Source organism: Streptomyces sp. JLSY215, from assembly GCF_059682825.1.
This window is the reverse complement of sequence record NZ_CM185022.1, coordinates 552,440-577,465: the sequence shown is the minus strand read 5'-3', so window position 1 is coordinate 577,465 and position 25,026 is coordinate 552,440. Positions and strand designations below refer to the sequence as shown.

Genomic DNA, 25,026 nt, shown 5'->3' with positions numbered 1-25,026 from the left:
GTCGGTGCTCTCCCTTGCCCTGGTGCGTTGTCGCGGCGGATGACGGGGCGGTGCGCGGAGCCGGGCGGGGCCGCGGGGACCCCGCCCGGCCCGGCGCACGGCCGCCGTCAGCCGCTCTGGGTGAGGCTCCGGCCGAGGCTGGAGTCGGTCTCGGAGAAGGCGTCGCCGACGCCCTTGACGTACTGGCTGATGCCCTGGAGCCCCTGGCAGGTCTGGTTGAACCCGGTGTGGAACTGGTCGAAGAAGGGCTTGAACTGCTGCTCGGCGGCGGGGGTCTGGTAGCCGTCGGCGAGCAGGCCGTCGACCTCGGCGCGGATCTTGTTGAGCATGTCCATCGCGGCCTGGAAGTCCGCCAGGAGGGACGACGAGGTGGCTTCGGTCTGTTCGCTGCGGATCCGGTAGTCGGGCATGGTGCGCTCCTTTTTCGGTGGGTGTGTGGCGGTTGCCGCGGTTGCTGTGGTTGCCCGGCCGGACGGGGGCGCCGGCCGGGACGTGCGGTGGGTGACCCCGGTCAGGCCGTGGGCTGACGCGGGTCGGTGGGCGCGTGGACACCCGGGCCGCCGTTCTTGACCTCCTTGGTCGGGATCCGGGCGGCGTCGGCCTCGTCGAGGGCCTTGGTGTCGACCTTCCCGTCGGCATTGCCGAAGATCTTCTTCGGGAGGTCGGCGAGTACCGTCTCGACGCTGTTGCCGTTGAAGACATGGGCGGTGGCCGGCTTGCTGTTGGCGAGGGTGTTGGTGATGCCGCGGGCATGGCCCGCCCAGGCGTCCTGCCAGGTCGCGTCCGGGTCCGCGCCCTCGCCGATCTTGTATGCGCCCTGGGCCGCGGTGTTGGCGATGCCGAAGATCTGGCCGGTGGCGATGTCCCAGGCCCAGTCCTTGCCACCGGACGGGTCGATATGGGCGTCGTAGTCGTGCAGCGCGTTGTGCTGTTCGGAGTAGCTGCCGTTGGCGTCGACCGAGGTGGTCTTCTTCGTCGTGGTGTTGGTGACCGAGGCCGCCCCGGTGTTGCCGGCGTCAACCTTGTACACGGTGCTCGTGCCGTCGTGGTTCGGAACGGAGTGGGTGCCGTCCACACCCTTCGGGCCGATCGTCAGGGTGGTGTTGCCGTCCGTGGTCGCGTAGGTGGGCTTCGTGCCGTCCGAGGGCTGGGTGATGGTGGAGTTGGCGCCGTTGGTCGTGGCGGTGCCGTTGGTGATGACGGTCTCCGGGGCGCCCGCGGTCGGCGACTTCACGGTCACATCGCCGCCGTAGACGCTGGTGACGACCGTGCCGTCGTTCAAGGCGTGGGACTGGACCGGTGGGGCTCCCTGCTGGGAGGGCGGGAGCGGATTGCCGTTCGCGTCGAACAGGGCTCCCTTGTTGCCGACCGTGACCTTGTCGTTGGGGTCGTTGGTGGCCGTCACCTCGAAGGTGCCGTCGTTCTTGGTCGTCACGGTGTAGTTGTCGTTGGGGCCCGTCACCTTCGAGCCCTTGCCGCCCACCGGGACCTCGACGCTCGGTTCGTTGTTCGTGTTGTGCTTGACCTTGAAGGTCTCCGGGTCGGTGATGCCGTTCCGGTCGTTCGCGCTGAGGTCCTTGGGGTTCGGCGGCTCCTCGGTCTTGGTGATGGTGGTGGATCCGGTGTCGACGGTGGTCTTGCCGCCGCCTCCGCCGGTCCCCAGGTTGCGGTCGCCGCCCTCGTGGTGGATCGTCGGACCGCCGCCGGGGGCCTGGACGGTGATCCCGCCGTGGCCGTCCCCCTGGACGGGCGTGACGTCGACCTGCTGGCCCTTCGTCCCCTGGTTGTTGCCGCCCGGCTCCGGCCCGATGCTGTGCACGCCCTCGGGGCCGTAACTCCCCTTGGCCGGACCGTAGGTGACGTCGACCGTGCCGGTGCCGTCGCCGTGCTGGAAGGTGGTGCTGCCGGGCTCCTTGACCGGGTGCGTCCCCGGCGTCTCGATGGTGGTGCCGACCGGCCCGTTGTTGCCGTTCCCGTTGAACCCGATGTCGTGACCGCCGCCGTGGACATCGGGGCCCTTGCTCCCGAAGACGTGCTTCTCCGGGGTGTGCACGGTCGCACCGTCGTGGCTGACGCTGATGTCGGCCTTGCTCGGCGGATTCAGCACGTCGACGGAACCGTCCGGGTTGGTCGTGTGCCCGGTGCCGCTGGTGTGCGAAGTCGTGTTGCTGAGGCCGTTGTTGTCACCGGTGACGGTGGTCTTGAAGCCGCTTCCGTGATCGACGGTGGTGGTCGTGGTCGGCCCGTTGGCCCCGTTGGGGTTGGAGGTGCTGTGCGTGGTGGGGCCGCCCGGGGTGGACACGTCGAACGAGCCGTCCGGGTTGAGCGTGGCCTTGTCGCCGCTCGGGTGCGTGACGTCCATGCTGCCGTCGGGGTTCGCCTTGATGCCGGTGTTGGGGGCGTTGCTGTCGCCGAACTTCACCGAGCTGCCGTTCTGGGACTCGGTGTGCACCCCGCCGGCGGTGATGTCGACCTTGTTGTGGGTGACCGTGGCGTTGAACGGGTCGCCGTGCGGGTTGGAGTGGGTGATGTCGGCGCCCGGCTGGGCCGCGGGCGGGCGGTTGTGGGCGATCTCGGACGGGCCCTTGGTCACCGTGCCGTCGTTGCCGACGGTGAAGGTGTTGCCCTGGTCGCTGATGGCGCTGCCGTTGTTGCCGGCGGTGATCGAGGTGTCGTTGCCGGTGGGCGCGGTCGTGGTGGGGTTCGGATGCTGGCCACCGGTGTTGGTGGTGTTCGCCACATTGGTGCCGCTCGCGTCCGCGGCGGCTCCGTTCGGGCCGATGTGGGTCGTGGTGTTGCCGGACGTGACGTCGGCGCCGGTGTCGGTCGGCTTGACGTCCACCTTCGGGGTGGTGCCCTTCGGGCCGACGGAGGTCGAGCCGTCGTTGTGGTTCACGGTGACCGGCGCGTTGTGGGGCCCGGTGTTGACGGTCGAGCTGGTCGTCGTGGTGTTCGGGTTCGGTCCGGCCGTGGTGTGCGTGGTGACGGTCACCGGATTGGCGGCGTCCTTGCCGGTCACCGTGGTCGTGTTCGGGTTGGTGGTGACCGTGACGTCGTGGTGGTTCAGCGTCGTGGTCTGGGCGCTCGGCGAGACCGTCGCCGTGGTGCCGTCGCTGCCGTTGACGGTGATGGTCGTGGTGCCGTCCGCGTTCTTGACGATGGTGGTGTCGCCGTGGGTGACCGGGGCGCCCACCGCCGGCTGCTGGATGGGCGCGTCGACGGTCAGCGGGCCGTGCTGGCCCTGTGGCAGAGGTCCCTCGACGGGTAGCTGCGGGGGCTGGGTGTGGGGGGAGTAGCTGATGTTGCCGTTCGCGTCGATGTCGTAGTCGGTGCCGCCGCCGCGGAAGCTTCCCGAGCCGTCCGGGTTGATGGTGTTGCTCTGGTAGGTGGCGTTGCCGTTCCCGTCGAAGTGCGTGGTGGTGATCGTGCCGTCCGGCGCCTTCGCGATGCCGTTGACGTCGAACGAGCCGTCATGACCGACCTTGACCGTGCCGTTCGGCCCGTTGAACGTGGTGCTGTTGTCGCTGAAGGTCACATGGCCGTCACCGCCCGGCGTGATCGTGCCGCCACCGTGGCCGTCGGTGGTGACCGGACCGGACGTCACGCCGCCGTTCGAGCCCACGCTGACCGGGTTCGTGCCGTCCGGGTTGACCGTGACGGTGTTGTTGCCGCCGTTGAAGGCCGTCTTCGTACCGGCGCTGTCGGTGACGCTGAAGCCGTCGCCGTTCTGCGGGATGGTGACCTTCGTACCGTCCCCGTGGGTGATGGTCCCTCCGCCGTCGTTGTGCAGCGTGGTGCTGACGCCGTCGTTGCTCTGGAAGGTGGTGTTGCTGCCGCCGCCGAGGGTGGTCGTGTGCTGGCCGCCGCCGTTCGCCGGGACGTCCACCTTGACGTTGCCGGTGTTGTCCACCGACACATGGCCGCCTCCGGGGAGATCCGCGCCCGCGCCCGGGTTCGTCGGGTTGAAGCCGATGGACTGGCCGTTGCCGACGTCGTGGTGGACGCTGGGGTTCGCCGGGCTGAAATCGTGCGTGATCACCGGCGCGCCGTTGGAGTTGACGGTGTTGACGTTGCCGTTCTGGCTGACGTTGATCCCGTCGCCGCCCACGCTGATGCCGTTGTTGCCGTGGTCGGTCACCGTGATGTTCCCGGTCGACACGTCGTGGGTGGAGACGGTGACCGGGTTGGCCGGGGTGGTGCCGTCCGGCTGGGTCGCGCCGGGGGGCGGTTTGATGTCGACGGTGGCCGGCGCGCCGTCCGGCAGGTTGTGGGTGATCGACCCGCCGTCGTTCGGCAGGTTCGTCGTCGTGGCGTCCGGCGCCGCGGTCGACGTGAGGGGGGTCGGGGACGGCGACATCACCTTCTCGGCGACGGAGCCCGGCAGCACCTTGTCGCCCACGGTCTTGGCCGTGTCCGTGACGACGCCCTCGGACACCGGCGTGGACACCTCGGTGCTCTGCCCGTCCTGCGTCTTGGTGTTCACGATCGTGTCGCCCTGGGGGCTCTCGATCGTGGTCGTGGTGGTCTGGTTGTTCGGGGTGCTCTTGGTCGACGCCGTGAAGCCGTCCGGCGTCGTCGTCTCCGACGTCGTCGTGCTCAGTCCCGGCGCAAGCTCCACATCGGGGTTGATCTCCGTCTTGGTAGCGACCCCGTCAGGCGTCGCGATCGTCGTCGACGGCTTGCCCTCGGTGCTCGGGCTCTGCGTCGTCTTGATGCCGTGGGTGTCGACCTTCATCCCGCCGCCCTTGTTGGCGACGAAGGCGTTCGCCGGGTTCCACTTACCGTTCTGGATGCCGAGGAGGGCCTCCTTGGAGAACGCCTTGCCGAAGGCCTCCTTGGCCTTGGCGTTGTTGCTGCCGAGGTTGGTGATACCGGTCTTGAGGTTCGCGCCGAACTTCGACATCGCGAACGGCGTCAGGGGCAGGAAGATCGCCGTGGAGATGGCCGTGCCGATCAGCACGTCCTTCCAGTTGACCTGGTCCCCGTTGATGGCGGAGGTGACGACCGCGCCGAGGGCGCCCAACCCGAAGTTGAGCGCGATGTCCTTCGTGATCGCGCCGAAGACCGAGAGCAGCACATGGGTCTTGGTGCCGATGATGCCCTTGCCGAGAGTGTTCAGAAAGCCCCGGATCGCGGTGCTCATCACCGCGATACCGGCCTTGATCGGGCCGGTCACCTTGCCGACGATGCCCGCCACCTTGGCCACGATGGCGATCTTCCCCACCGTCGCGGCCAATTTGCCGAGCAGGCCCAGCGCGGCCGCGCCCGGGATGATCGACAGCACGCCCACGACGATCTCGCCGACGTTGAACTTGCCGTTCATCCCCATCTTGAACAGCTGGACGCCGAGCAGCAGCAGACCGGCGATCAGGCCGAAGATCGGGAAGAACACCGCGACGAGCGCGACGAGGACACCCAGCACGATCTCGAACACCGGATTGTCCGTCAGCCAGTCCGACGCCACCTTGAAGACATTGCGGGCCGGAATCGCCTGGGACGCCGCCTCGCGCAGCATCCGCCCGGCCTCGCCCGACCCCTCCTCGCGCAGCTGCCGGGCCGATTCGGCCAGCGACTTCGCCGCGTTCATCTTCTCGTTCGCGGCATCGATGGCGCTGTTCGCCGCCTGGTCCGTCGCCGCCTGGTCGGGCGTGGCACCGGAGGGCGTGTCCGCCTTCTCCTTGCCCGCGCCCTCCGCCTGCGCCTCCAGCCCCTGGTCGATCGCCTGGTCCAGCCTGCTCTGCGCGTCGGTCAGCACATCGGCGTAACGGGTGTACGCCTTGGCCGCGTTGCTGAACGACACCGCCGTCTTGTCCAGCATCTGCGGGACCTCGTGGATCCGTGCCTGCAGACCCTTCATGGCGTCGCCCTTGCCGGCCTTGATCTTCGACCCGTCACCGAACAGCTGCAGCGCCTCATTGGCCTGCGCGCTCAGCTCGTTGTAGTTCGCCGACAGATTCCTGATGCCCTCGGGCTCCCCGGGCGTCGGATCCTCCGCGAAACCGAGGATCTCCCACCCCGTGGGGTGTCGTCGTGCCATTGCGTCCTCCCCGCCTCTTCGGCTCGCGAACAGGCACGGCCCGCACCGCCGGGCGGTTCACCGCGACATTTCCGGGCCGCCCGGTGAACCCGCGCCGCCCACCGCCCGTGCGGCCTGGCAGCGAGCGCCGGTCCGGCAACGGCCGGCGAGACGGAGAGGACCCCAACCGTGAGCACTGCACGCACCACACCCATGGCAAGAGAGATCCCCCCGCGCCGCCGCGCCCGGCGGCCGGCCGCACGGGCTCTGACGCTCACCGCCGCGGCCGGACTGGCCCTGATCACGGGAGCCGTCGCCGCCCCGTCGGCGTCCGCGGCCGACAACGTCAAGTACTACGTCGTACGCAGCGCGGAGCAGAACGGCGGACACAAGGAGACGCTGTGCCTCATCGCCCAGCGCGTCCTGCACGACTGCAACCGCTTCCAGGAGATCTTCAACCTGAACAAGGGCCGGGTGCAGCCAGGCGGCGCGACCTTCAACGACCCCAACTCGGTCGAGGCCGGCTACGTCCTCCAGCTCCCCGCCGACGCCGCCGGCTCCGGCGTCCAGGTCGGCCCGCTCCCGGCGGCGGGGGACACCGCCTCCGTTGCGCCCCGCGCCGGCCAGGGGACGACACCGGGCGCGGGCCACGCCCCGGTCACCCAGCAGTCGTCGGGCAACCCCTTCACCGGGATCGGCGACCGGGTCTCCCTGCCGCTGGTCGGGCTCGGCGCCGGCGGCGTCGCCCTGCTCACCCTGCTGGTGGTCTTCCGCAAGGCCGTCGGCCGGGGCCTGCGCAGGTCCGGCAGGGGCATCGGAGCGGCGGCGTACGCGCTCCGCCCCCGGCTGCCGCAGTTCGCCGAACTGGCCCTGCGCCGACGCCGCCGCGAAAGCCTCGGCAAGCGTCTCGCGGCCGACACCCGCACCCCGCTGGTCGTCCGGCACGCGGTGCACGAACTCGTCCGGAACACCGACGAGTCCGGCCCCGTCCGCGTCTACAGCGCGCTCGCCACCCCGTCCCGGATCTCCGTGGCGGTCTCCGGCGGCGCCACCCCGCCCCCGCAGTGGACGGCCGTCACCCCCAACCGCTGGGAGCGGACCGGACACCCGGCCATCGGCGATCTGGACACCGCCTGGGAGGTCTCCTGCCCGCATCTGGTCCGCGTCGGCTGGGACGGTGACACCGCCGCCCAGGTACTGGTCGACCTCGCGCAGATCAACGGCGCGCTGAGCCTGACCGGCGACCTCGCCGTCGCCCAGGACACCATCGCCGCCCTGGTTCGCGGGCTGCTCGACGCGCCCCGGCAGCGGACCGTGGTGCTGCTGGTCGACCCCACCGCCACGGCCATGCCCGGATTCCAGGGTGTCCTGCGCCTCCCCACGGCCCACGAACTGGTCGGCAAGGCGCCGGCCGAGGTGCTCGAGGGCGCCGAGGGCCTCGGTCTCGGCCTGGTGAAGGGCGCGGCCCGCAGCGGCCCGGTGAACGGCTTCGTCGTCGTCCCCCACCCCACCTCGTACACCGACGCGCAGGTGCTGTCCGAGCTGAGCTCGCCGGAGGGCGGCTCCTGGATCGTGCTGGCCGTCGGAGATGTGCACGGTGCGCACTGGCGGTGGCATGCGCACCCGGACGGCCTGGTGGACACCGGCGTCCTCGGACTGCGGGTCGTGGTGCCCGGCCAGACCCGGATCGTCTCCGGGGCCGGTGCCACCACCGCGGCACCGGCCCGGCAGAACGGGGTCGTGCCCGAGGGACGGCTCCTGGCGCGGTAACCCGCGCCACCCCGTGCGGCAGCGTGGACCACGGGAAACACCCTGAACGTCGGGCGGTCCACCGACTCGCGCCGCTCTCCCCGCCGGTGGACCGCCCGGCCGCACAACCCGTCAGGTGGTGGGAGTCCCCCGACTCCCACCACCTGACGGCTCTTTGCCTTCCGGCAGGGCCGGGCAGGGCAGGGCCGGCGCCGCCACGTGGTGACGAGGCCACGAGGCCACGAGCCACGAGAGCCGACCACACCGCGCACCGCCCGAAGGCAGCAAGCACTCAAGGCAGCAAGGGCCGCACGCAGCAAGCGAAGACGCCCCGGAGAGAATCTCCGGGGCGTCTTCGCCGTCCCGTACCGCGCCGTGCCGCCGGGTTACTTGACCTTGACGGGCTTGCCCTCGGGCGAGACGGCGTACCACGTACCGCCGATCCCCTGCCCGTTCGTGTCACCAGGCTGCTTGTCACCCTTGAACGTATAGACCGGCCAGCAGTTGACCGTCTGCTGCTGGATCCCGTCGGGCCGCTTCATCACCAGGAAGTTCTTCTTGATGATGCCCGGCGCGTCGTTCTTGTCGACCGGCTCGACCACGGGCCACTTGTCCAGGCAGCTCCCCGTGCACGCCGACTTCATCGGCCATGCAGAGTCCTTCGTGAAGCGGTAGACCGTGAAGCCCCGCCTGTCGATCACGATCTTCCCCAGCTTGGGGTCGTTGCGCACCGACAGCCCCGGCAGTTTCTTCCCGGCCTCCGTGCCGGCCTTCTTGCCCTTGGCCGCCTTGCTGCCGTCCGCCGCCGCGGCGAACCACACCCCGCCCGATCCCTGACCGTTGGCCTGCTTGGGCTTGGTGTCGCCCACGTAGCGGTACACCGGCCAGCCGCCCACGGTGAGCTGCTTGGTGCCATCGGCGCGGGTGACCGACCCCAGCGCCGACTTGGCGACCTTCGCCGAGGCCGACGCACCGGCGGCCGGGACGATGGGCCAGGTCTTCGCGCAGTCGCCGGCGCACCGGGACGTCGGCGGCTTCGCCGTGTCCTTGTCGAAGCGGTAGAGCGTGAAGCCGGCGCTGTCGGTGAGCACATCACCCAGCTCGTTGCTCTCCCACACACTCAGCTCTCCGGCGGGCCCGGTGGGAACGCTCGCCACCTGCTTGCCCTGTGCACCCGCCGGTGCCGTCTTGTCCTTCGCCGGCGCGTCCTGTCCTCCGCACGCCGCCGTCGCAAAAGTCAACGCCGCCGCCGTCACCGCGATCGAGGCGCTTCGCCACTTCCTCATGTCCACTCCCGTACGTCCTCTCCACCGGCGCGGATCAGCGCCCTGGTCGACAGAAGGCACGGATGGCGACGCGGAGGCGTTCACGGCAATCCGCGGCGAGGCCGCCGAAGCCCTCGGCGGCTCATGCGGCGGGTCGGCGGCGAAGATCCCCCGGCCGGTGGGGCCCGACGGTCGGCCGAGCGCGTCGTCGCGTACGCCGCCCCCGGAGGAGCGGTCGCACATCCACCGCAACACCCTCGTCCACCGCCTCGACAAGCTCACCCGCCGCGCGGGCCGCAAGGTCCGTGACCCGGCCGGGGCCATCGCCCTGTACCTCGCCTGTCCGACGGATCCGGTGCTCGATGCCGACGCCGAGCCGGCCGCTCACCGGGCCGGCACCGACGTCGCGACCGGTTCGCCGACCGCGCACCCCGGCAGCGCGCAGCGGCGGGACGGGCTGTCACCACACGCGTCGGCTCCCGTACAGTCCGTCGTGGTGCCAACGCTCCGTCAGGACCAAGCCTAGTTCGGCCGAACAGGAGAAGAACGTGGCGATCGAAGCCAGCCCTGGCCCCCTCCCGTGCGCCTCCGGAACGGAGCGGCCGGTCCCCGAGGCCGGGCCCGCGCTCGTGGAGCGGTGGCGTGCGGAGGGAGGCGAACTGGTCGATCTGCTGACCCAGGTGCGCGCGAAGTGCGGCGGCATCGCCGCGTTCCGCCTCGGGCCGGACCCCACCGTCCTCGTCACCGACCCCCAGGCGGTCCAACACGTACTCGCCCGGCATCCGGACCGGTACGTCAAGCGCTCCCACCGCGCCCGCGTGCTGATCGGCGACGGCGTCCTCGCCGCCACCGGCGCGGCGTGGAAGCGGCAACGCCGCCTGCTGCAATCCCAGTTCACCGGCACCGGCATGCGCCGCTACGAACAGCGGATCACCGAGGCCGCCCGGACCACCGCCGCGCGCTGGGCCGGATACGCCCGCACCGGACAGACCCTCGACGTCGGCCAGGAGATGCGCCGCTTCGCCCTGGACACCATCTGGCGCTCCCTCACCGGGCACCCTCTGGACGACCGGACGGAAGGTGAACTGGCCGCCGTGGCAGACGTGGTGGCCGTCCTTCCGACGCTGCCCGCCGATGCCGCCGACGCCCAGGACGCCGTGGCCGCCGACCTCGCCCGGCTCGACGCGGTCGCCCGGCACGCCATCGACGCCGCCCGCGGCGGCACGGCAGGCCCCGACGGCCCGGGTCTGCTGCACGTCCTGCTCGACGCCGCCACCGAGCGCCCCGAGTACACCGACCGGCTGATCCGCGACGAACTGGTCACGCTGCTGCTGGCCGGGCACGAGACCACCGCCACCACCCTGACCTGGCTCTACCTGCTCCTCGACCGGTACCCCGCCACCCGCGAGCAGGCTCTCGCAGCCGGCGGCGAGGGCTCGCCACAACGCCGCCAGGCGATCCAGGCGCTGATCCACGAGACGCTCCGCCTCTACCCGTCCGCCTGGATCCTGCCCCGGCACGCCACCGAGGACGACACCCTCTCCGGGTACACCGTCACGGCGGGCACCGACATCGTGGTGAGCCCGTACCTCACGCACCGTGATCCCGAACTGTGGCCGGACCCGGAGCGCTTCGACCCCCGGCGCTTCACCACCCCCGACGGCCGGCCCACCCACCCGGGCGCCTACCTCCCGTTCGGCATCGGCCCCCGCGCCTGCCTGGGCCTGCAATTCGCGCTCCGCGAGTCGACCGTCCTGCTCGAACACCTCCTGCCCGCCCACACCCCGGTCTTCGTCTCCACGCCCACCAAGGCGGCCTACAGCATCACCGTCCGCCCCGACGGCCCCACGCCCGCAACGCTGGAGCCGGCCGGGCGCGTGCCGGTTCCGTAGTCACGGCGTCGGTCCCGGCGCGTCACGGGGGCCGCCGGCGGTGGGGGAGTGGGCGTCCCGTGCGGGGCGTGGCGGCGGCGTCTCCTCGCTCCAAGAACACCTAATGGTCCATTCGCGTAGTTCTGCTTCCGCTGCCGCGCGGTACGTATGTACCACTCGGAGGGGAGTGCGGCGCCAGCCCCCCTGGCACGGGCACCGGGCCTCTCGCCCCGTGCCCCTCACCCCCTCGGGAAGGCTTCGCAATGAAGATCACGGTTCTCGGTACCGGCGGCGGCGCCCGCCCACACGCCGCCAAGCTCGTCGAACTCGGCCACGAGGTGTTCGTCGGCACCCGTGACCCCAAGGCCACCCTGGCCCGCACGGAGCCCGACATGATGGGCAACGCGCCCTACGGCCAGTGGCTCGCCGACCACCCCGGCATCACCCTGCTGCCCGTCGGTGACGCCGCAGCAGCCGCGGATGAGCTGGTCATCAACGGCATCGACGGCCACAACGCCGTCGCCGCCCTGTCCGGCATCGCCGACCGGCTCGCCGGCAAGACGCTCGTCGACTACGCCGTTCCCTTCGTCTACCAGCACGACGCCGAGCACCCCTGGCCGACGCCGTGGGGCGTCATGCCCAGGCTCGACCCGTGCGACATCGACAGCCTCGGCGAGCAGATCCAGCGCGCCCTCCCCGAAACCAAGGTCGTCAAGAGCTTCGTCACCCAGGAGCAGACCACCGTCGTCGCCCCGGAGTCCGTCGGCGGCGGCGATCACACTATGTTCGTCGCCGGCGACCACGCCGACGCCAAACAGGCCGTCACCGGTCTGCTCAAGTCCTACGGCTGGCACGACATCCTCGACCTCGGCCCCCTCGTCTGCGCCCGCGGCATGGAGATGTACGCCCATCTGCACTCCGCCATCGGCTTCGGCCTCGGCCGGCAGTTCGGCGGCCACTTCGGCATCAAGGTCGTGCGCTGAGCAGCCGTCCGTGCCGTCCCGCTGTGCGGAAACGGATGGGCGGACCGCCGGGCCGGACGTAGTCTGCGGGCCGTGACGGTGAGATATGTGGTGGACGGCAGCCAGGTCAAGACGCTGGAGGACTTCTGGCGGGTGGCCGGCGAAAGCATCGGCTGCGGCGGGTACTTCGGCCGGAACCTCGACGCATTCGCCGACTGCCTCCGCGGCGGCTTCGGTACACCGGAGGACGGCGACTTCGTGATCGAGTGGCGTGATCACGAAGCCTCCCGCCGGAGCCTGGGCTACGACGAGACCGCTCGTCAGCTCGAGAGGTGGCTCGCCCGCTGTCATCCGACGAACAAGGAGCGTATGGCCGCCCGGCTCGCAGAGGCCCGCGCCGGACGCGGCCCGACCGCCTTCGACTGGCTGGTCGAGATCATCGAAGACGAACTTCCGGGGGGCCTGCGCCTTCGTTAGACGGACGGACGGACGGACGGACCGGACGCGGATCCGGCAGATGGCCCGCGGCCCGGCCCGCCGTCACTTCTCCAGGTCGGCGGCATGGTCGGGGACATAGGTCTGCAGGTCCCGGGGCGGTCGCCGGTAGCCGGTGGCCGGCGGACGGGGAGGCAGTTCCAGCACCGGCGGCGGGACTTCGTGGTACGGCACCGTCGACAGCAGGTGGGCGATCATGTTCAGCCGGGCCCGGCGTTTGTCGTCGCTCTCGATGACGTACCACGGCGCTTCGGGGATGTCGGTGTGGACGAACATGTCGTCCTTGGCGCGCGAGTAGTCCTCCCAGCGGGTCAGTGATTCGAGGTCGATGGAGGAGAGTTTCCAGCGTCGGGTCGGATCGTCCAGGCGCTGCCGGAACCGCCGGTCCTGCACCTCGTCGCTGACCGAGAACCAGTATTTGCGCAGGAGGATGCCGTCCTCGATGAGCATGCGTTCGTAGGTCGGGCACTGGTGGAGGAAGCGCTGGTACTCGGCGGGCGTACAGAACCCCATGACGTGCTCGACGCCGGCCCGGTTGTACCAGCTGCGGTCGAACAGCACGATCTCACCCGCCGCGGGCAGGTGCTCCGTATAGCGCTGGAAATACCACTGGGTGCGTTCGCGTTCGGTGGGCTTGGGGAGCGCCGCGATCCGCGCCACGCGGGGATTGAGGTACTGGGTGACGCGCTTGATGGTGCTGCCCTTGCCGGCTGCGTCGCGCCCCTCGAAGAGGACCACGAGGCGGACCCCCTCGGCGCGCACCCATTCCTGGACCTTCACGAGTTCCGTCTGCAGCCGGTACAGCTCTCGCTCGTACCGCGCCTTCGGCAGCTTCCCGGGACCGTGGCCCTTGTCCTCCTGATTGTCCGTCATGCATCGACGGTACGAGGAGCTGCCGGGTGCGGCCGGGCACGACAGGCGAATGGACTGAAGCCTATGATCTAGCTTACTAGCTCGCTAGGATGCTAGCATCGCGCAGGTGAGCGATGAGGGAGTCAAGCAGTTCAACGTGTACCTGCCGATCGGGCTGATCAAGCAGGTCAAGTACCGCGCCATCGAGTCGGGCACGTCGCTGTCGGCGCTGGTCGCTGACGCGCTGCGCGCCTACCTCGATGACGCCGATGGGAACACCCAGCAATCGACCGAGAAGGAGAGCTGATATGGCGACCGAAGGAATCGAGGCCGTGTTCTTGACGACCCACAACTGGGGTAAGGCGGCGAAGTTCTTCCAGGCGCTGGGCTACGAGCTGGACTTCGAGACCGACCACAGCTCCGGCCGGCTCCGCAACGGCGACGGGCCGTACGTCTTCATCGCCGAGGTGCCCGAGGACCAGGAGCCCCGGACGCAGATCGTGCTGACGGTGCCGGACGCGGACGCGTTCCGTCCCGACCCCGCGGTCGAGGTGGTCACTCCGTTCGAGGACACCCATTACGGGACCAAGGAGATGACCGTCCGCGACCCGGACGGGCGGGTGTGGAGCCTCCAGGCTCCCGCCAAGGGCTGACCACACCGAGAAGGGGGAACATCACCATGGCAGACGAGCAGAGCGAGGCACCGGACAGCACCGCGGTGCGGACCGCCCTCTGGCGGGCACGGCACGTCCAGGTCGATCCGCCACCACATGTGCTCGCGGACGAGATCGGCCTGCAGCTGGCGGGCCCCGATGACGACTGGCTCCGCCGCCCCGATATGGACCCGGACGCCACCAGAGGATTCCGGGCGGCGATGGTGGCCCGCGCGCGTTTCATCGAGGACCTGATCGCCGAACAGGCCGACCGCGGAGTCACCCAGTACGTCATTCTGGGAGCAGGTCTGGACACCTTCGCCCAGCGCCGGCCGGAGCTCGCCGCCCGGCTGCGCATCTTCGAGGTCGATCAGCCCGGCCCGCAGGCCTGGAAGCGCCAACGCCTGGTCGAACTCGGCTACGGCATCCCCGAATGGCTGCATCTGGTGCCGGTCGATTTCGAGGCGAGCGAGGACTGGCTGAAGAAGCTGGTCGCGGCCGGCTTCGATGCCGGCCGGCCGGCGGTCATCGTCTCCACCGGCGTCAGCGTGTATCTCACCAAGGACGCCACCGCGGCCACCCTGCGCCAGATCACCGGGCTCGCACCCGGCTCGACGCTCGCCATGACCTTCCTGCTGCCGACCGAACTCGTCGACGACGCCGATCGACCCGGCCTCCGGATGAGCAAGGAAGGCGCGCAGGCATCCGGAACGCCGTTCATCAGCTTCTACACCCCGACCGAGATGGTGGCACTGGCCCGCGACGCCGGTTTCGGCGACGCCCGGCATGTGTCGGGGGCTTCGCTCGCCGAGCGCTACTTCGCCGGTCGTACCGATGGCCTCCGCCCGTCGAGCGGAGAGGATTTTCTGCTGGCCACCACCTGATCCGATCCGGTCTGACCTGGCCGGGCCTGGCCTGACCCGCCCCCTCGTCGCCGCCGTCTGTGGCAAGAAGCATGCGAGCGTCGCCGGGGGGCGGGTCAGGCCGGCGTCCCGAAGTCGTCCCGGTGCCGGGCCCGACCGTCGGCCCGGCTGAGGGGGGCTCGGCCGGGCCGCGGCAGCTGCCCGCCGCCCCGCCTGCGCGGGTACGGGCGGCCTCACAGAGCCCAGGAAGGCGCCGATTACTCCTGGGCCGACGAGGCGTCGGCCGTGGCCTCGGCGGTGGCTTCGGCGGTGGCCTGGGCGGTCTCCGCGCGGCCCCCGGCCATCCGCAGCGTCACGGCGGCCACGACGCCCGCCACCAGGCCGCAGGTCAAGGCGGCCGGGACGCCGTCGCCGACAGTGGCGAACAGCCGCAACGGGTCCCCCTGCACCCCCGCGCCGCCCGTCACCAACCGCAGCAACTGGCTCGCGAGCAGCCCCAGAACGGTCGCGCACACGGCACCGACCGCCATCGTCGGGACGGTGACCCGGGTCAGCAGACCGGGCAGCCGCCGCAGCGCCCACCACACCACGGCGAGCAACAACACGTCGGCGGCGCGATACAGCAGCCAGTAGCCGAGCGGAGTGCCCTCCGGACCCGTCCAGGCACCGAGCAGCAGCCACTGGCGCAGAAGGTCGCCCGGTTCGGAGAGCAGCCCGCCGCCCGAGGAAACGGTCTGAAGGGCGGCGGCGACCGGCTGGTACGAGAGGACCACCAGGGACATCGCGATCACCGCCGTGCCGACGGTCGCGGCCAGGCGGACGGCGCGCACCGGCAGGTCCTGCCGCGGCAGCGGACCGGCATCCTCGGCGGCGACCCGCGCCAGGAGCGCCGTCGCCACGGCCGCCACCAGTGCGGCCACCACCAGGACCTGCCGTCCCGCGGAGACCATGCTCGCCAGCTGCGGCAGGAAGCGGAAACTGCCGTGCCCACCCGCGGCGATCAGCCACGGCGCGGAGACGGCCACCGCCAGGGTCCCGGACACCAGACCCCAGGCCCACAGCGCCAGCACGGTGGCCGGCATCCGGCCACGCACCGGAGGCATCCTGCTGACCAGGAGCAGCGCCCCGAGCACGAAGAAGACGAAGACCGCACCGAAGCGGACCTGCAACGCGGTGGTGTACAGGGCGAGATAGTCGAGGCCGCCGGTCCCGGCCGGGTACCCGAGCCCGCCGGACGCTTCGGTGCCGAGCCGACCCAAGGCCGGAGGGTCGTACGACCAGGGGCTGAGCCACTGTGCGAGCTCGGCGGCGGCCGGGCCGCCGAGCACGTCGGTGGCACCCGGCAGATGCAGCGCGTGCGTGTTCGCGCCCGCCCACCACAAGAGCGCCGTGCACAGCAACCCTCCCGCCAGTGCCGATATCACCGCGCGCCGGTATGTCATCAACTGCCCCCGTCTTATTCGCATACCCCGTGAATTCCCTCGTCGGGTGGAGATTACGGGGCGTTGATCACATACAGATCACGGGTTACGGATTACCCGTTACGGATCCGGGTTTCGGATCTCGGGCCCGTAGCGAAGAGCCTTTACGGGACAGCCCTCAGCCCAGATCGGGGTAAGAGGTCCGCTGGAACGGCGACAGTTGGGAGATGACCAGCTCGCCCCCGCCCCGGCAGATCGGGCAGATGTGCTGCCGATGGCATGCGCGGCAGGTGGCCCGCCCGCGAGCGGCGTCGGGCAGCCGGCCGCGGCCACCGCATTCGGGGCATGCGCCTAGGCCGTCGCACTCGTAGACAGCACACATCCGGGCGTGAGGGTTTCGGGTGTCCGCAGCGGCTCCGGCCACTGGAATTCCTCCGGCGTGTGCAGGGCCAACGTCGGCGTCCGCGCGCTGAACATCACGGCGGACGTGTGGTCGCCCACGCGGATGTCGATGCTGCTGCCGTCGCGGCGGCCGGTGACCACGATGCTGTGCTTTGCGCCGTCGGTCTCCTCCGACGCCGCGACGTCCCAGCCTGCCGAGCCGAGGAGAGCAGCGGCGCGGGAGGCGATGTCGGCGGCGCCGACGCTCGCGGGACGCTCCCCGCGGAACACGCACGCGTAATGATGGCGCAGCGGCTCGTTCCACTCGGCGACCGTCGGTTCGTCGAGAAACAGCAGGCGGAGGTCGCCGCCGGGGGTCAAGTCGGCGATCAGGACGGCCAGTCAACCGAACTGGCGCTGGCACTACGGCATCCGGACCTTCCCCTGGCGGTGTTTCACCGCGGTGTCACCCTGTCCTGGGACGCACACGACCCCGACAGCGACCTGGAGTTCTTCGACATCAGGTACTGGGTGCTAGGCACCACTCCCGATACCTGCGATCGGCATTTCGATCTGGTGATGCGCGCCTGGGGCGATCAAGGCTGGGAGACGCAAACCATTAGCGATCCGCGGCCGTGGGTCGGTTATGCCCGGACATCCGACGGATACGGGCTCACCGTCGCGCAGAGTCTGAACGGATACCTCAGCATGGCCGGGTCGACACCACCCTTCGACCGGGGCTCGGACGCCGGAAGTCCCGTCCCGACCCGGATCGACCACCCGTCCTCGGCGCCGAACTGACGCTGTTCCACGTCGCGTTGAGCGTTCCGTTCCCCGCTCCGGGCCCAGGGTTCCGGGGGCCTTCGCCGGGTGCTGCCCACGTAACCGTCGATGAGCGCCGGCCGGATCAGTCGGCGTCCGCGGGCAGCGGCGGCAGGCGCAGGTGTGCGAGGTCGTCGGGGGCCGGGGTGGTGTGGGGCCACAAGGGGGTGACGTCCGCGTCGTCCGCCGCGGGCGCATCGGTCAGGCGCATGCGCTCACGCAGCCTGCCGTAGAAGTCGGTCGGCTTGAGCCGTACGACGCGCAGGCGCTGGGGAGCGGCGTAGACACCGATCCAGTCTCCCGGGTCGAGGACGCCGCGCAACTGCCCGTCGACGCTGACCGCCGCGCGGCCGGAATGTTCCAGGACGCGCAGGGCGACGGCCTCGTCGGGGGCGGCGACCACCGAGCGGTTGAAGGTCATATGCGGAGCGACCGGGGTGAAGACGATGGCGTCGGCTCCAGGGGAGACGACGGGGCCGCCGGCGGCGAAGCTGTAGGCGGTGGATCCGGTGGGGGTGGCGACCAGGACGGCGTCGGCGGAGTAGGAGGCGAGCAGCCGGCCCGAGAGGTACACACCGAGGGAGACCTGCCGGTCGCGGGCCAGTTTCTCCAGGACGATGTCGTTGAGGGCCGTCACATTGAGGGCCACCCCCCAGTCCAGGGCGACGGCGCACTCGGGGCGCACCAGCGGAGCCGGGAGCGCGGGACCCCGGCCGTAGCGCAGGAGGGCTTCCATTCCCTCGGGGAGTCCCAGCGGCCGGGACGCCCGCATCGTCAGCATCAGGCGGGTCTCGACGTTCACCTCACCGCGGTGGACGGAGTCCAGGGCGCACTCGACATCGTCGGCCGGGACTTCGGTCAGGAAGCCGAGGGTGCCCAGGTCGACGCCGAGGACCAGCGCGTCGTTCTGTGCGGCCAGGCGCGCTCCGCGGAGGAAGGTGCCGTCTCCGCCGAGCGTGACGATCAGGTCGGGGTCGCCGGCGGCATCGACTTCGTCCCGGGCATCGCGCCGTTGCTCGTCCTGACTCCACACGTCGATGGCGACGCAGCCGACGCCCTGGCGCGCGCACCATCGTCGGACGATGTCGGCGGCCGCCACGGCGGCGGGACGCCCGCCGTGGACGACGATGCCCACCCGTTGCACGCTCACGCAGCGCCCTCTCTCCGGATGCCCTGTCCGACCGCCGCTACGGGGCCCCGGTCCGGACGGTCGCCGGCTTCCCGCCCGCCGCGGCTCGGAAGCCTGACAGTGACCCTTTTGGCGATATTTATCCTGCTTTCTTCGGGCATCCTAACGGGCGCATCGGGCTCTGCCGAGATGGTCGGGGTGGCCGGGGCGGCGCGCTGGCCGCCCCAGTCACCCCCCTCACGTGTCCGGGATCACAGGGGCGTTTGCCGAAGGGTCGGAATGCCGCCACCGCCGGGGACGGTTGACGCCTGCACGCATTGAATGCGTGTGCACATACCGACTGGTACCTACGAGGAGCACTCCGTGACCGTCACTACGCCCTCCGGCTCCCGCGCGGCCGAGATCCTGTCCCGGCCCATCGCGCTGAACGGACTGACCGTCCCGAACCGCATCGCGATGGCGCCGATGACGCGCATGTTCTCCCCGGGCGGCGTCCCCGGTGAGGACGTGCGGTCGTACTACGCCCGTCGCGCCGCCGCGGGGGTGGGCTTGATCGTCACCGAGGGGACCTACGTCGGCCACGATTCGGCCGGGCAGAGCGACCGTGTGCCGCGGTTCCACGGCGAGGAGCAGCTGGCGGGCTGGGCGAAGGTCGCCGACGCCGTCCACGAGGCGGGCGGCACGATCGTGCCGCAGCTGTGGCACATCGGCATGGTGCGCAAGCAGGGCGAGCCGCCCTTCGCCGATGCTCCCGCCGTCGGCCCCTCCGGCATCCGCGTCGACGGCACCGAGAACGCCGGCAAGGCGATGACCCAGCGCGACCTGGACGACGTCATCGGCGCCTTCGCCGAGGCCGCCGCGGCCGCCGAGCGCATTGGCTTCGACGGCGTCGAACTGCACGGCGCCCACGGCTACCTCCTCGACCAGTTCCTGTGGGCGGCGACGAACCGCCGCACCGACGCCTACGGGGGCGACTCCGTGGCCCGTACGAAGTTCGCGGCCGAGATCGTGGCCGCCGTCCGCGCGACCGTCTCGCCCGACTTCCCGGTGATCTTCCGCTACTCGCAGTGGAAGCAGGAGGCCTACGACGCGCGGCTCGCCGAGACCCCGGAGGAGCTGGAGGCGATACTGACCCCGCTCGCCGCGGCCGGCGTCGACGCCTTCCACGCCTCCACCCGCCGTTACTGGCTCCCGGAGTTCGAGGGCTCGGACCTGAACCTGGCGGGCTGGACCAAGAAGCTCACCGGCCGGCCCACCATCACCGTCGGCTCGGTCGGCCTCGACGGCGACTTCATCCGCGCGTTCGCGGGCGAGGGCTCCCCGGTCCAGGGCATCGACAACCTCCTCGACCGTCTGGAGCGCGACGAGTTCGACATGGTCGCCGTCGGCCGCGCCCTGCTCCAGGACCCGGAGTGGGCGGCAAAGGTCCTGGAAGGCCGGTCCGAGGAGCTGAAGCCGTACGACGCGGCGGCGCTGCGGACGCTGCACTAGGACGCGCCGGCCACGTCGGAGCACGGGCGGACCAGAGCATGCGGCCGGGGCCCTTATCGCGGGCCCCGGCGGCGTGCTGCCGGCCGCGCACGACCGGGCGGCCCGGCGCGACCGCCCGGTTCAGCTCCTCGCGGGCATCGGCCTGCGCCACCGGCGCGGTGCACGCCCGCTCCGCACACCCGCTCCGCACGCCCGCTCCGCACGCCCGCTCCGCACACCCGCTCCGCACACCCGCTCCGCACACCCGCTCCGCACCATCGTGGTCAGGTGTCCTCGGGAGCCGGCTCGAAGGTGAAATAGATGCTCAGGCAGTAGGGCTCGTCCTCGTCGTGGAAGAAATCCCACGACACGTCCGTCAGGCGGATTTTTTGTTCCCGCACCCACTCATGGGCCTTCTTGAAGGCGTCCGCGGCAGTGGTGGCGAGGAACAGCTTCCTGGCCATGGGGTGCACCCCGGTCTCCGCGTCCGAGTCGTCGAAACCTTCCGGAACGTCCAGGCAGAAGCGGGGATCCAGCACCATGGAGTGCGCCCTTCCAGTCGGTTCACCACCACGAGGCGGCAGAGGCTGATCCTCTGAGCACGACGCCTGGTAAGACCGCCGCACACCCAGGAAGGGTTGCTTCCGCCGACCGTGCGGCCGGCGTTGTCGGGTCCGGCTTGGCTGTCGCACCCAGCGGCCCCGGCACCTGTCGCCGGGAACCCGCGCGCTCTTCCAGGGGGCACCCCCGGAAGAGCTGCGCTACCCGAGTGCCGTCTCGGCGCGGTGGGCGAAGTCCAGCACGGCGCGGGCGCCGAGGGACCAGGCGCGGGCGGTGGGACGGTGCAGGGTCTGGACGAGCAGGACCGAACCCTGGGGGAGCGGTTCGATCGTCAGCCGTCGTGCCACCTGCCAGGTGTGGTTCCGGTCGGGACCGGCCGTGGTGGGTGTCAGCGCATGGCCCATGTCGACCAGCTGGGTGTCCCCGTTCAGACGGGTCGCGGTGGCGGGGTCTCCTTCGAAGGGGGCGGGCGCGGAGTCGCGGTCCGCACTCAGCTCGATGCGCGAGGGAACCGGCGGCGTCAGCGGCACCGCGTACAGGAGGTGGCTCAGGCCGATGCTCCGACGAATTCCCGAGCGCCCGCTCATGACCGAAGCGCGCAGTTCGAACGCCCTGGGCGTGTGGGCATCGACGTAGATGAAGCAGTGCGTGGGCGCGGGCATTCCGCTGAACCGTTCGCGCGGCGGGAGCAGACTTCCGGCCGGTACGCCGGTGCTCTCGGCCGGCAAGGTCGTGGCCAACGGCGGCTGCGCAAGACCGAGTTCGTCCTGCAGCGCCGCGGCGACGTCGGCGGCAGCCGTTTCCGGAGTTGCGTTTCGGCCGGACCAGATCGCGGCGGGCATTGCGGTCTCCTTGTTTTCCCGTGCTATTCCGTGCCTTCCCGTGCTCCGTCAGGAGAGTCCGGCGGCTTCCTGGCGGATCTGCGCTGCCTGCTGCACTTCTCCCGTGTCGGCGAGCAGTTCGCTCAGCCGCTCCAGCGCTGCCCTGCGTTCCGTTTGGAACCGCCCCGGCCGGACCCGGGTGAGCTCACGCCAGAGATCGGCGGCCTCCCGGGCCTGTGCCAGCGCTTCCACCGGACGGCCCTGCGTCGCCAGCGCGTCGCGGCCGGCGTCCCGCTGCCGGGCCTGACGCAGCAGGGTCTGCGTGCGGTCCTCGACCGGGGCCGGCGCGGCGGCCTCCTCCCGGGCGACCCGCCGCCTGCGTACCGTCACGCTGAGATATCCCACCAGGGCGATCAGCGCTCCGGTGATGACGGCGGAAACCAGTTTGTGCAAGAGATCATCCACAGGGACACCCGTTCATTCACTGAGTACGCGCACCGATGGATCCACGTAACGGACCCGGATGCACGACTGGTTGTTCGGCTTGTTCGGCTTGTTCGGCGCTTTGTCCGCCCACTGTCGTGGGTGGCATTGAAATGGCGATGAAATCTCGATCATGCGCGGGGGCCGGAGGTTTCGGGAGGAACCGGCGCTCTTGCGCGCGCGGGCCCGTGCGGGCTCGGGGCGGTGCGGAGTCCCGGAGCCGATGAACCGGTCATCGGCTCCGGGAGGGGCACGGTCGAGCCGAAGGTGGCCTCGAGCCGCCTCAGGTTGTGGGAACCGGCTGCCGTTTCACTGCCGTTTCCTGCCGTGTCACTGCCGTTCTTCAACGAGCCGCAGTGCGGGCTCACTTGACGGCACGGTCAGGAGGGGCGATCAGGTAGGGGCGATCAGGCGTCGACCCAGGTGACCCCGTCACCGCCGTCATGGCCGATGGTCTGCGTCATGACATTGCCGTCCTGCCAGTACTTCGGGTGCTGGTACAGGAAGCCGGGGACGGACTGGACCGAGGTGGCATCGCACGCCAGGTCGGTGCGGATGCAGAAGCGCTGCACCGGCACGCCGTCGAACTTCGCCGGGCCGGCGCCCGTGGAGGTGAACCCGAAGGCGCTCCACCCCTTCGGAACCCGGGCCCAGAGGCCGGTGTCGGGCTGCCGGGGGTCGGCGTACAGCATGCCGTTCACCTGCGAGCGAGGGATGGCGGTGCGGCCGGCGGCTATCGTCTCGAGCACCTGGTCGGCCACTTGCGCGCCTTGCGAGTAGCCGACGATCGTGAAACGGGCGCCCGGATCGCGGCGGTAGGTGGCCTCGGCGGTCGCCAGGAGATTGCGGTACCCCTCGCGCACGCTGGCGTCGTAGCTCGGTGCGTTGATGTCCGGAGCATTCTGGCCGTTGAGCCAGGGGCCGGCGCTCGCCGGATAGCAGACCGGTACGGGGATGCCGCCGTTGAGGTGCTTGTTGGCGAACGCGAAGGTGGAGGTGCAGTCGGGTGCGGGGGCCGCCGAGCCCGTGCCGCCGACCTCCAGGTAGTAGTGGTGCACCGGCTCGGCGTGGGCAACGGCGGGTGCGGCGGCGCTGACGGCCACCATGGCTGCCGCCGCACCGACCGCGCCGATCGCCCGCTTCCATCTGCTGGACAAGGTCATCGCTCTGCTTCTCCTCGAACTGAGGTAGGACACAACTGCTGTGATCGGGTATGACGTTAGCCGCGCCGTTGGAATGGCGATGAAACGGACGGGGCGCCGGCGCAGGCGCTCGGGGGCGGCTCGTCGTCATCAGTGCACGCCGTCTGCGTGAAAGCGCTCAACGAGCGTGCAGAAGACGAAGAGATTCGGGACGGTGGACGCCGTCGGGCCCAGCCTGTGCCAATTCCCGTCGATGTTGAGCCTGATGGCGTCGTTCTTCCTCTCGATCCGCCGCACCTGTGGCCATCGCGCGGACACCTCTGCGGATCCGACCTTCTCCGTGGTCAGCCAGAGGTCCCCGAAGGTGAGCCGCTTGCCCTTGTCCAGTGCGGCCCATGCCTGGGGCAGCTGGGCATGGGTGACGGCCCGTTCGATCTCGGAGCCCCATTCCTTCGCGTCGCCGTCCTCCGGACCGCCGAGCAGCACGATTTGCCGCCCGTCGACGTCGGTGAGCGTCCAGGTACGCGCGGAGCCGCCGCGGGCCGCGTCGTGCGCGGGCCGGACGCTCTCCTGGAACACCGAGGTGGTGTCGTAGCGGATGACACGGATCCGCCCCTTGAGGACCACCGTCATCCCGTGTTCGTACAGGTCCAGTCGCGCGTCCGCCCGCGCCTTCGTCCCGGAGAACCGGCCGTACCGGGCGAAGGCCAGCAGACCCCGGACCACCCGCACCGGGCCGGCAGGCGCGTGCGCCGGGTGCGCGGCGCCCGCATAGGTGGCACGGCGCTTGCCGAGGCGTGCGCGGCCGGCCGCCGCGGAGATCCTCGCCAGCAGCAGCTCGGCACCGCGCGTACGCGGCGTCGGTCGGGTCATGGCGTGGTCCGGGTGAGGCCGAGGCCGGTGTCGTGCCCGCGCAGGACCATCTGATGCGTCTGGCTCAGCAGCCGGCTCGGCGGCACCCCCAGGTCGTCGGCCAGACGGCGGCGGGTGCGGTCGAACACGGTCAACGCATCGGCGCGCCGGCCGCTGCGGTACAGCGCACGCATCAGCATCGCGGCGACCGGTTCGTTCAGGGGCTGCTCCGCGGCAAGGGCCCACAGCTCGGCGATCGCCTCGGAGTGCCGGCCCAGCCGCAGCTGCCAGTCCAGCTTCCGCTGTACGAGGGCGATCCTGCGCTCGGTGAGCCGCAGCCGCTCCAGCTCGGCGAACGGCCCGGGAAGGCCGGCCAGGAGCTCCCCGCGGAACAGGTCCAGCGCCTGGGAGCAGACGCGGATCGCCTCGGTCAACTCACCCGCCCGCTCGGCCGTCCCGGCGGCGGTGACCAAATGCTCCATGCGCGCCACGTCCACCTCGACTGCGCCGGGGACCAGCCGGTAGCCGCACCGGTCGCGCCGGATCACCGAGTCCGGGCTGTCCCCGAGGCGCAGGATCTTCCGCAGCCGGTAGATGTAGACCGGCACCACCTTCGTGATCGGCGGCTCCATCCCCCACACCCCGTCGAGGAGTTCCTGCTGGCTGACCGCCCGGTCGGGGCACAGCGCCAGCGCCGCCAGTACGGCTTGCTGGCGGAGATGCCCCAGGTCCACGGGCTGTCCGTCGCGCCATGCCCGCAGCGGTCCGAGTACGGAGATCCGCACCTGCGGATCGCCCGCCTGACGGACGACGGTTCGCGGCACCGGGCCCGCCGCCTCGCGAGGGCCGTGGCCGGGGACGACGAGTCCGCTGTCGAAGGCGTGGACGATGGCGGCGGCCCGGTCGCGCAGACCGAGTTTGGCGAGGATCCGCGCGAGATGCCCGGCCACGGCGTCCTTGGGGAGCGCGAGGGCGGAGGCGACCTCGGCGTCTCGCAGGCCACAGCCGACCGCGTAGAGCACCTCGCGCTCCTGATGCGTGAGCGTGGTGACGGTTGGCTGACCGGTGATTGCGGTCGTCGGCATCGTGGGCTCCCCTGGCGCCGGGCGGTCGGTCTGGCGGATGCCGTCGACACTGGCCACGGCACCGGGCAAGCGACAGGCCAACAGACCGGCCATATCCGGCCGGTGGCCGCGCTAGAGTCCCTCACCTGGGGAA

General features: G+C 70.8%; 23 protein-coding genes. 10 read left to right on the top strand and 13 right to left on the bottom strand.

Going from position 1 to position 25,026, the window contains the following annotated elements; all coding sequences use genetic code 11:
- Positions 1-107: 107 nt before the first annotated feature.
- Together AC5677_RS02645 and AC5677_RS02640 are read right to left on the bottom strand one after the other, a co-directional pair.
- A complete protein-coding gene (locus AC5677_RS02645; protein WP_400064702.1) occupies positions 108-410 on the bottom strand; it encodes a WXG100 family type VII secretion target in 303 nt (100 codons plus the stop codon).
- 101 nt (positions 411-511) lie between these two features.
- Positions 512-6,037: a hypothetical protein gene (locus tag AC5677_RS02640; protein ID WP_497193359.1), complete on the bottom strand. Its 5,526-nt coding sequence runs from the start codon at positions 6,035-6,037 to the stop codon at positions 512-514.
- 168 nt (positions 6,038-6,205) lie between these two features.
- Between AC5677_RS02640 and AC5677_RS02635 the strand changes: the two genes are divergently transcribed.
- The gene (locus tag AC5677_RS02635; protein ID WP_497193358.1) at positions 6,206-7,786 is read left to right on the top strand and encodes a hypothetical protein; all 1,581 of its coding nucleotides are present in this window, start codon (positions 6,206-6,208) and stop codon (positions 7,784-7,786) included.
- A 365-nt stretch (positions 7,787-8,151) separates the two neighbouring features.
- On the opposite strand, the gene AC5677_RS02630 is transcribed toward AC5677_RS02635, so the two are convergent.
- Positions 8,152-9,051 carry an SCO0930 family lipoprotein gene (locus AC5677_RS02630; RefSeq protein ID WP_497193357.1) on the bottom strand — a complete coding sequence of 300 codons (900 nt, stop codon included), beginning with the start codon at positions 9,049-9,051 and terminating at the stop codon, positions 8,152-8,154.
- Between AC5677_RS02630 and AC5677_RS02625 the strand changes: the two genes are divergently transcribed.
- The 4 genes from AC5677_RS02625 (at position 9,050) to AC5677_RS02610 (ending at position 12,340) form a co-directional block, all read left to right on the top strand.
- Positions 9,050-9,556, top strand: coding sequence for a helix-turn-helix domain-containing protein (locus tag AC5677_RS02625; RefSeq protein ID WP_497193356.1), 507 nt, complete (start codon positions 9,050-9,052; stop codon positions 9,554-9,556). The genes AC5677_RS02630 and AC5677_RS02625 overlap by 2 nt on opposite strands.
- Before the next feature lie 22 nt (positions 9,557-9,578).
- Positions 9,579-10,922, top strand: coding sequence for a cytochrome P450 (locus AC5677_RS02620; RefSeq protein ID WP_497193355.1), 1,344 nt, complete (start codon positions 9,579-9,581; stop codon positions 10,920-10,922).
- 242 nt (positions 10,923-11,164) lie between these two features.
- Positions 11,165-11,884, top strand: a complete 720-nt coding sequence (locus AC5677_RS02615; RefSeq protein ID WP_497193354.1) for an NADPH-dependent F420 reductase — start codon at positions 11,165-11,167, stop codon at positions 11,882-11,884.
- Between the two features lie 72 nt (positions 11,885-11,956).
- Positions 11,957-12,340 carry a barstar family protein gene (locus tag AC5677_RS02610; protein ID WP_497193353.1) on the top strand — a complete coding sequence of 128 codons (384 nt, stop codon included), beginning with the start codon at positions 11,957-11,959 and terminating at the stop codon, positions 12,338-12,340.
- A gap of 63 nt (positions 12,341-12,403) precedes the next feature.
- On the opposite strand, the gene ppk2 is transcribed toward AC5677_RS02610, so the two are convergent.
- A complete protein-coding gene (ppk2, locus tag AC5677_RS02605) occupies positions 12,404-13,231 on the bottom strand; it encodes a polyphosphate kinase 2 (RefSeq protein ID WP_497193352.1) in 828 nt (275 codons plus the stop codon).
- A gap of 106 nt (positions 13,232-13,337) precedes the next feature.
- Between ppk2 and AC5677_RS02600 the strand changes: the two genes are divergently transcribed.
- Genes AC5677_RS02600 through AC5677_RS02590 form a run of 3 tightly spaced genes read left to right on the top strand, consistent with a single transcriptional unit; the run spans position 13,338 to position 14,747 of the window.
- A complete protein-coding gene (locus AC5677_RS02600) occupies positions 13,338-13,517 on the top strand; it encodes a ribbon-helix-helix domain-containing protein (RefSeq protein ID WP_497193351.1) in 180 nt (59 codons plus the stop codon).
- 1 nt (position 13,518) lies between these two features.
- Positions 13,519-13,863, top strand: a complete 345-nt coding sequence (locus AC5677_RS02595) for a VOC family protein (RefSeq protein ID WP_497193350.1) — start codon at positions 13,519-13,521, stop codon at positions 13,861-13,863.
- A gap of 26 nt (positions 13,864-13,889) precedes the next feature.
- Positions 13,890-14,747: a class I SAM-dependent methyltransferase gene (locus tag AC5677_RS02590; RefSeq protein ID WP_497193349.1), complete on the top strand. Its 858-nt coding sequence runs from the start codon at positions 13,890-13,892 to the stop codon at positions 14,745-14,747.
- 236 nt (positions 14,748-14,983) lie between these two features.
- Here AC5677_RS02590 and AC5677_RS02585 read toward each other — a convergent pair whose 3' ends face one another.
- Both AC5677_RS02585 and AC5677_RS02580 read right to left on the bottom strand, forming a co-directional pair.
- A complete protein-coding gene (locus AC5677_RS02585) occupies positions 14,984-16,168 on the bottom strand; it encodes a hypothetical protein (RefSeq protein WP_497193348.1) in 1,185 nt (394 codons plus the stop codon).
- Positions 16,169-16,498: 330 nt separating this feature from the next.
- Entirely contained in the window at positions 16,499-16,819 is a 321-nt protein-coding gene (locus AC5677_RS02580) for a hypothetical protein (RefSeq protein WP_497193347.1), read from the bottom strand.
- A gap of 9 nt (positions 16,820-16,828) precedes the next feature.
- On the opposite strand from AC5677_RS02580, the gene AC5677_RS02575 reads away from it, so the two are divergent.
- Positions 16,829-17,329, top strand: a complete 501-nt coding sequence (locus tag AC5677_RS02575) for a hypothetical protein (protein WP_497193346.1) — start codon at positions 16,829-16,831, stop codon at positions 17,327-17,329.
- Between the two features lie 106 nt (positions 17,330-17,435).
- Here AC5677_RS02575 and AC5677_RS02570 read toward each other — a convergent pair whose 3' ends face one another.
- Positions 17,436-18,500, bottom strand: coding sequence for an NAD(+)/NADH kinase (locus AC5677_RS02570; RefSeq protein WP_497193345.1), 1,065 nt, complete (start codon positions 18,498-18,500; stop codon positions 17,436-17,438).
- 342 nt (positions 18,501-18,842) lie between these two features.
- On the opposite strand from AC5677_RS02570, the gene AC5677_RS02565 reads away from it, so the two are divergent.
- Complete coding sequence (locus tag AC5677_RS02565; protein ID WP_497193344.1) at positions 18,843-19,970, top strand: NADH:flavin oxidoreductase; 1,128 nt, start codon at positions 18,843-18,845, stop codon at positions 19,968-19,970.
- Between the two features lie 263 nt (positions 19,971-20,233).
- Here AC5677_RS02565 and AC5677_RS02560 read toward each other — a convergent pair whose 3' ends face one another.
- From AC5677_RS02560 to AC5677_RS02535, 6 genes are all read right to left on the bottom strand, one after another.
- Complete coding sequence (locus tag AC5677_RS02560) at positions 20,234-20,491, bottom strand: hypothetical protein (RefSeq protein ID WP_497193343.1); 258 nt, start codon at positions 20,489-20,491, stop codon at positions 20,234-20,236.
- Positions 20,492-20,710: 219 nt separating this feature from the next.
- Positions 20,711-21,352, bottom strand: coding sequence for a hypothetical protein (locus AC5677_RS02555; RefSeq protein WP_497193342.1), 642 nt, complete (start codon positions 21,350-21,352; stop codon positions 20,711-20,713).
- Positions 21,353-21,400: 48 nt separating this feature from the next.
- Positions 21,401-21,784, bottom strand: coding sequence for a hypothetical protein (locus AC5677_RS02550; RefSeq protein ID WP_497193341.1), 384 nt, complete (start codon positions 21,782-21,784; stop codon positions 21,401-21,403).
- 437 nt (positions 21,785-22,221) lie between these two features.
- On the bottom strand, positions 22,222-22,977 hold the full coding sequence (locus AC5677_RS02545) for a PE-PPE domain-containing protein (protein ID WP_497193340.1): 756 nt from the start codon (positions 22,975-22,977) through the stop codon (positions 22,222-22,224).
- A 129-nt stretch (positions 22,978-23,106) separates the two neighbouring features.
- The gene (locus tag AC5677_RS02540) at positions 23,107-23,829 is read right to left on the bottom strand and encodes a DUF6585 family protein (RefSeq protein ID WP_497193339.1); all 723 of its coding nucleotides are present in this window, start codon (positions 23,827-23,829) and stop codon (positions 23,107-23,109) included.
- On the bottom strand, positions 23,826-24,893 hold the full coding sequence (locus AC5677_RS02535) for an AfsR/SARP family transcriptional regulator (protein ID WP_497193338.1): 1,068 nt from the start codon (positions 24,891-24,893) through the stop codon (positions 23,826-23,828). Before AC5677_RS02535 ends, AC5677_RS02540 begins: the two co-directional genes overlap by 4 nt.
- Positions 24,894-25,026: the final 133 nt, after the last annotated feature.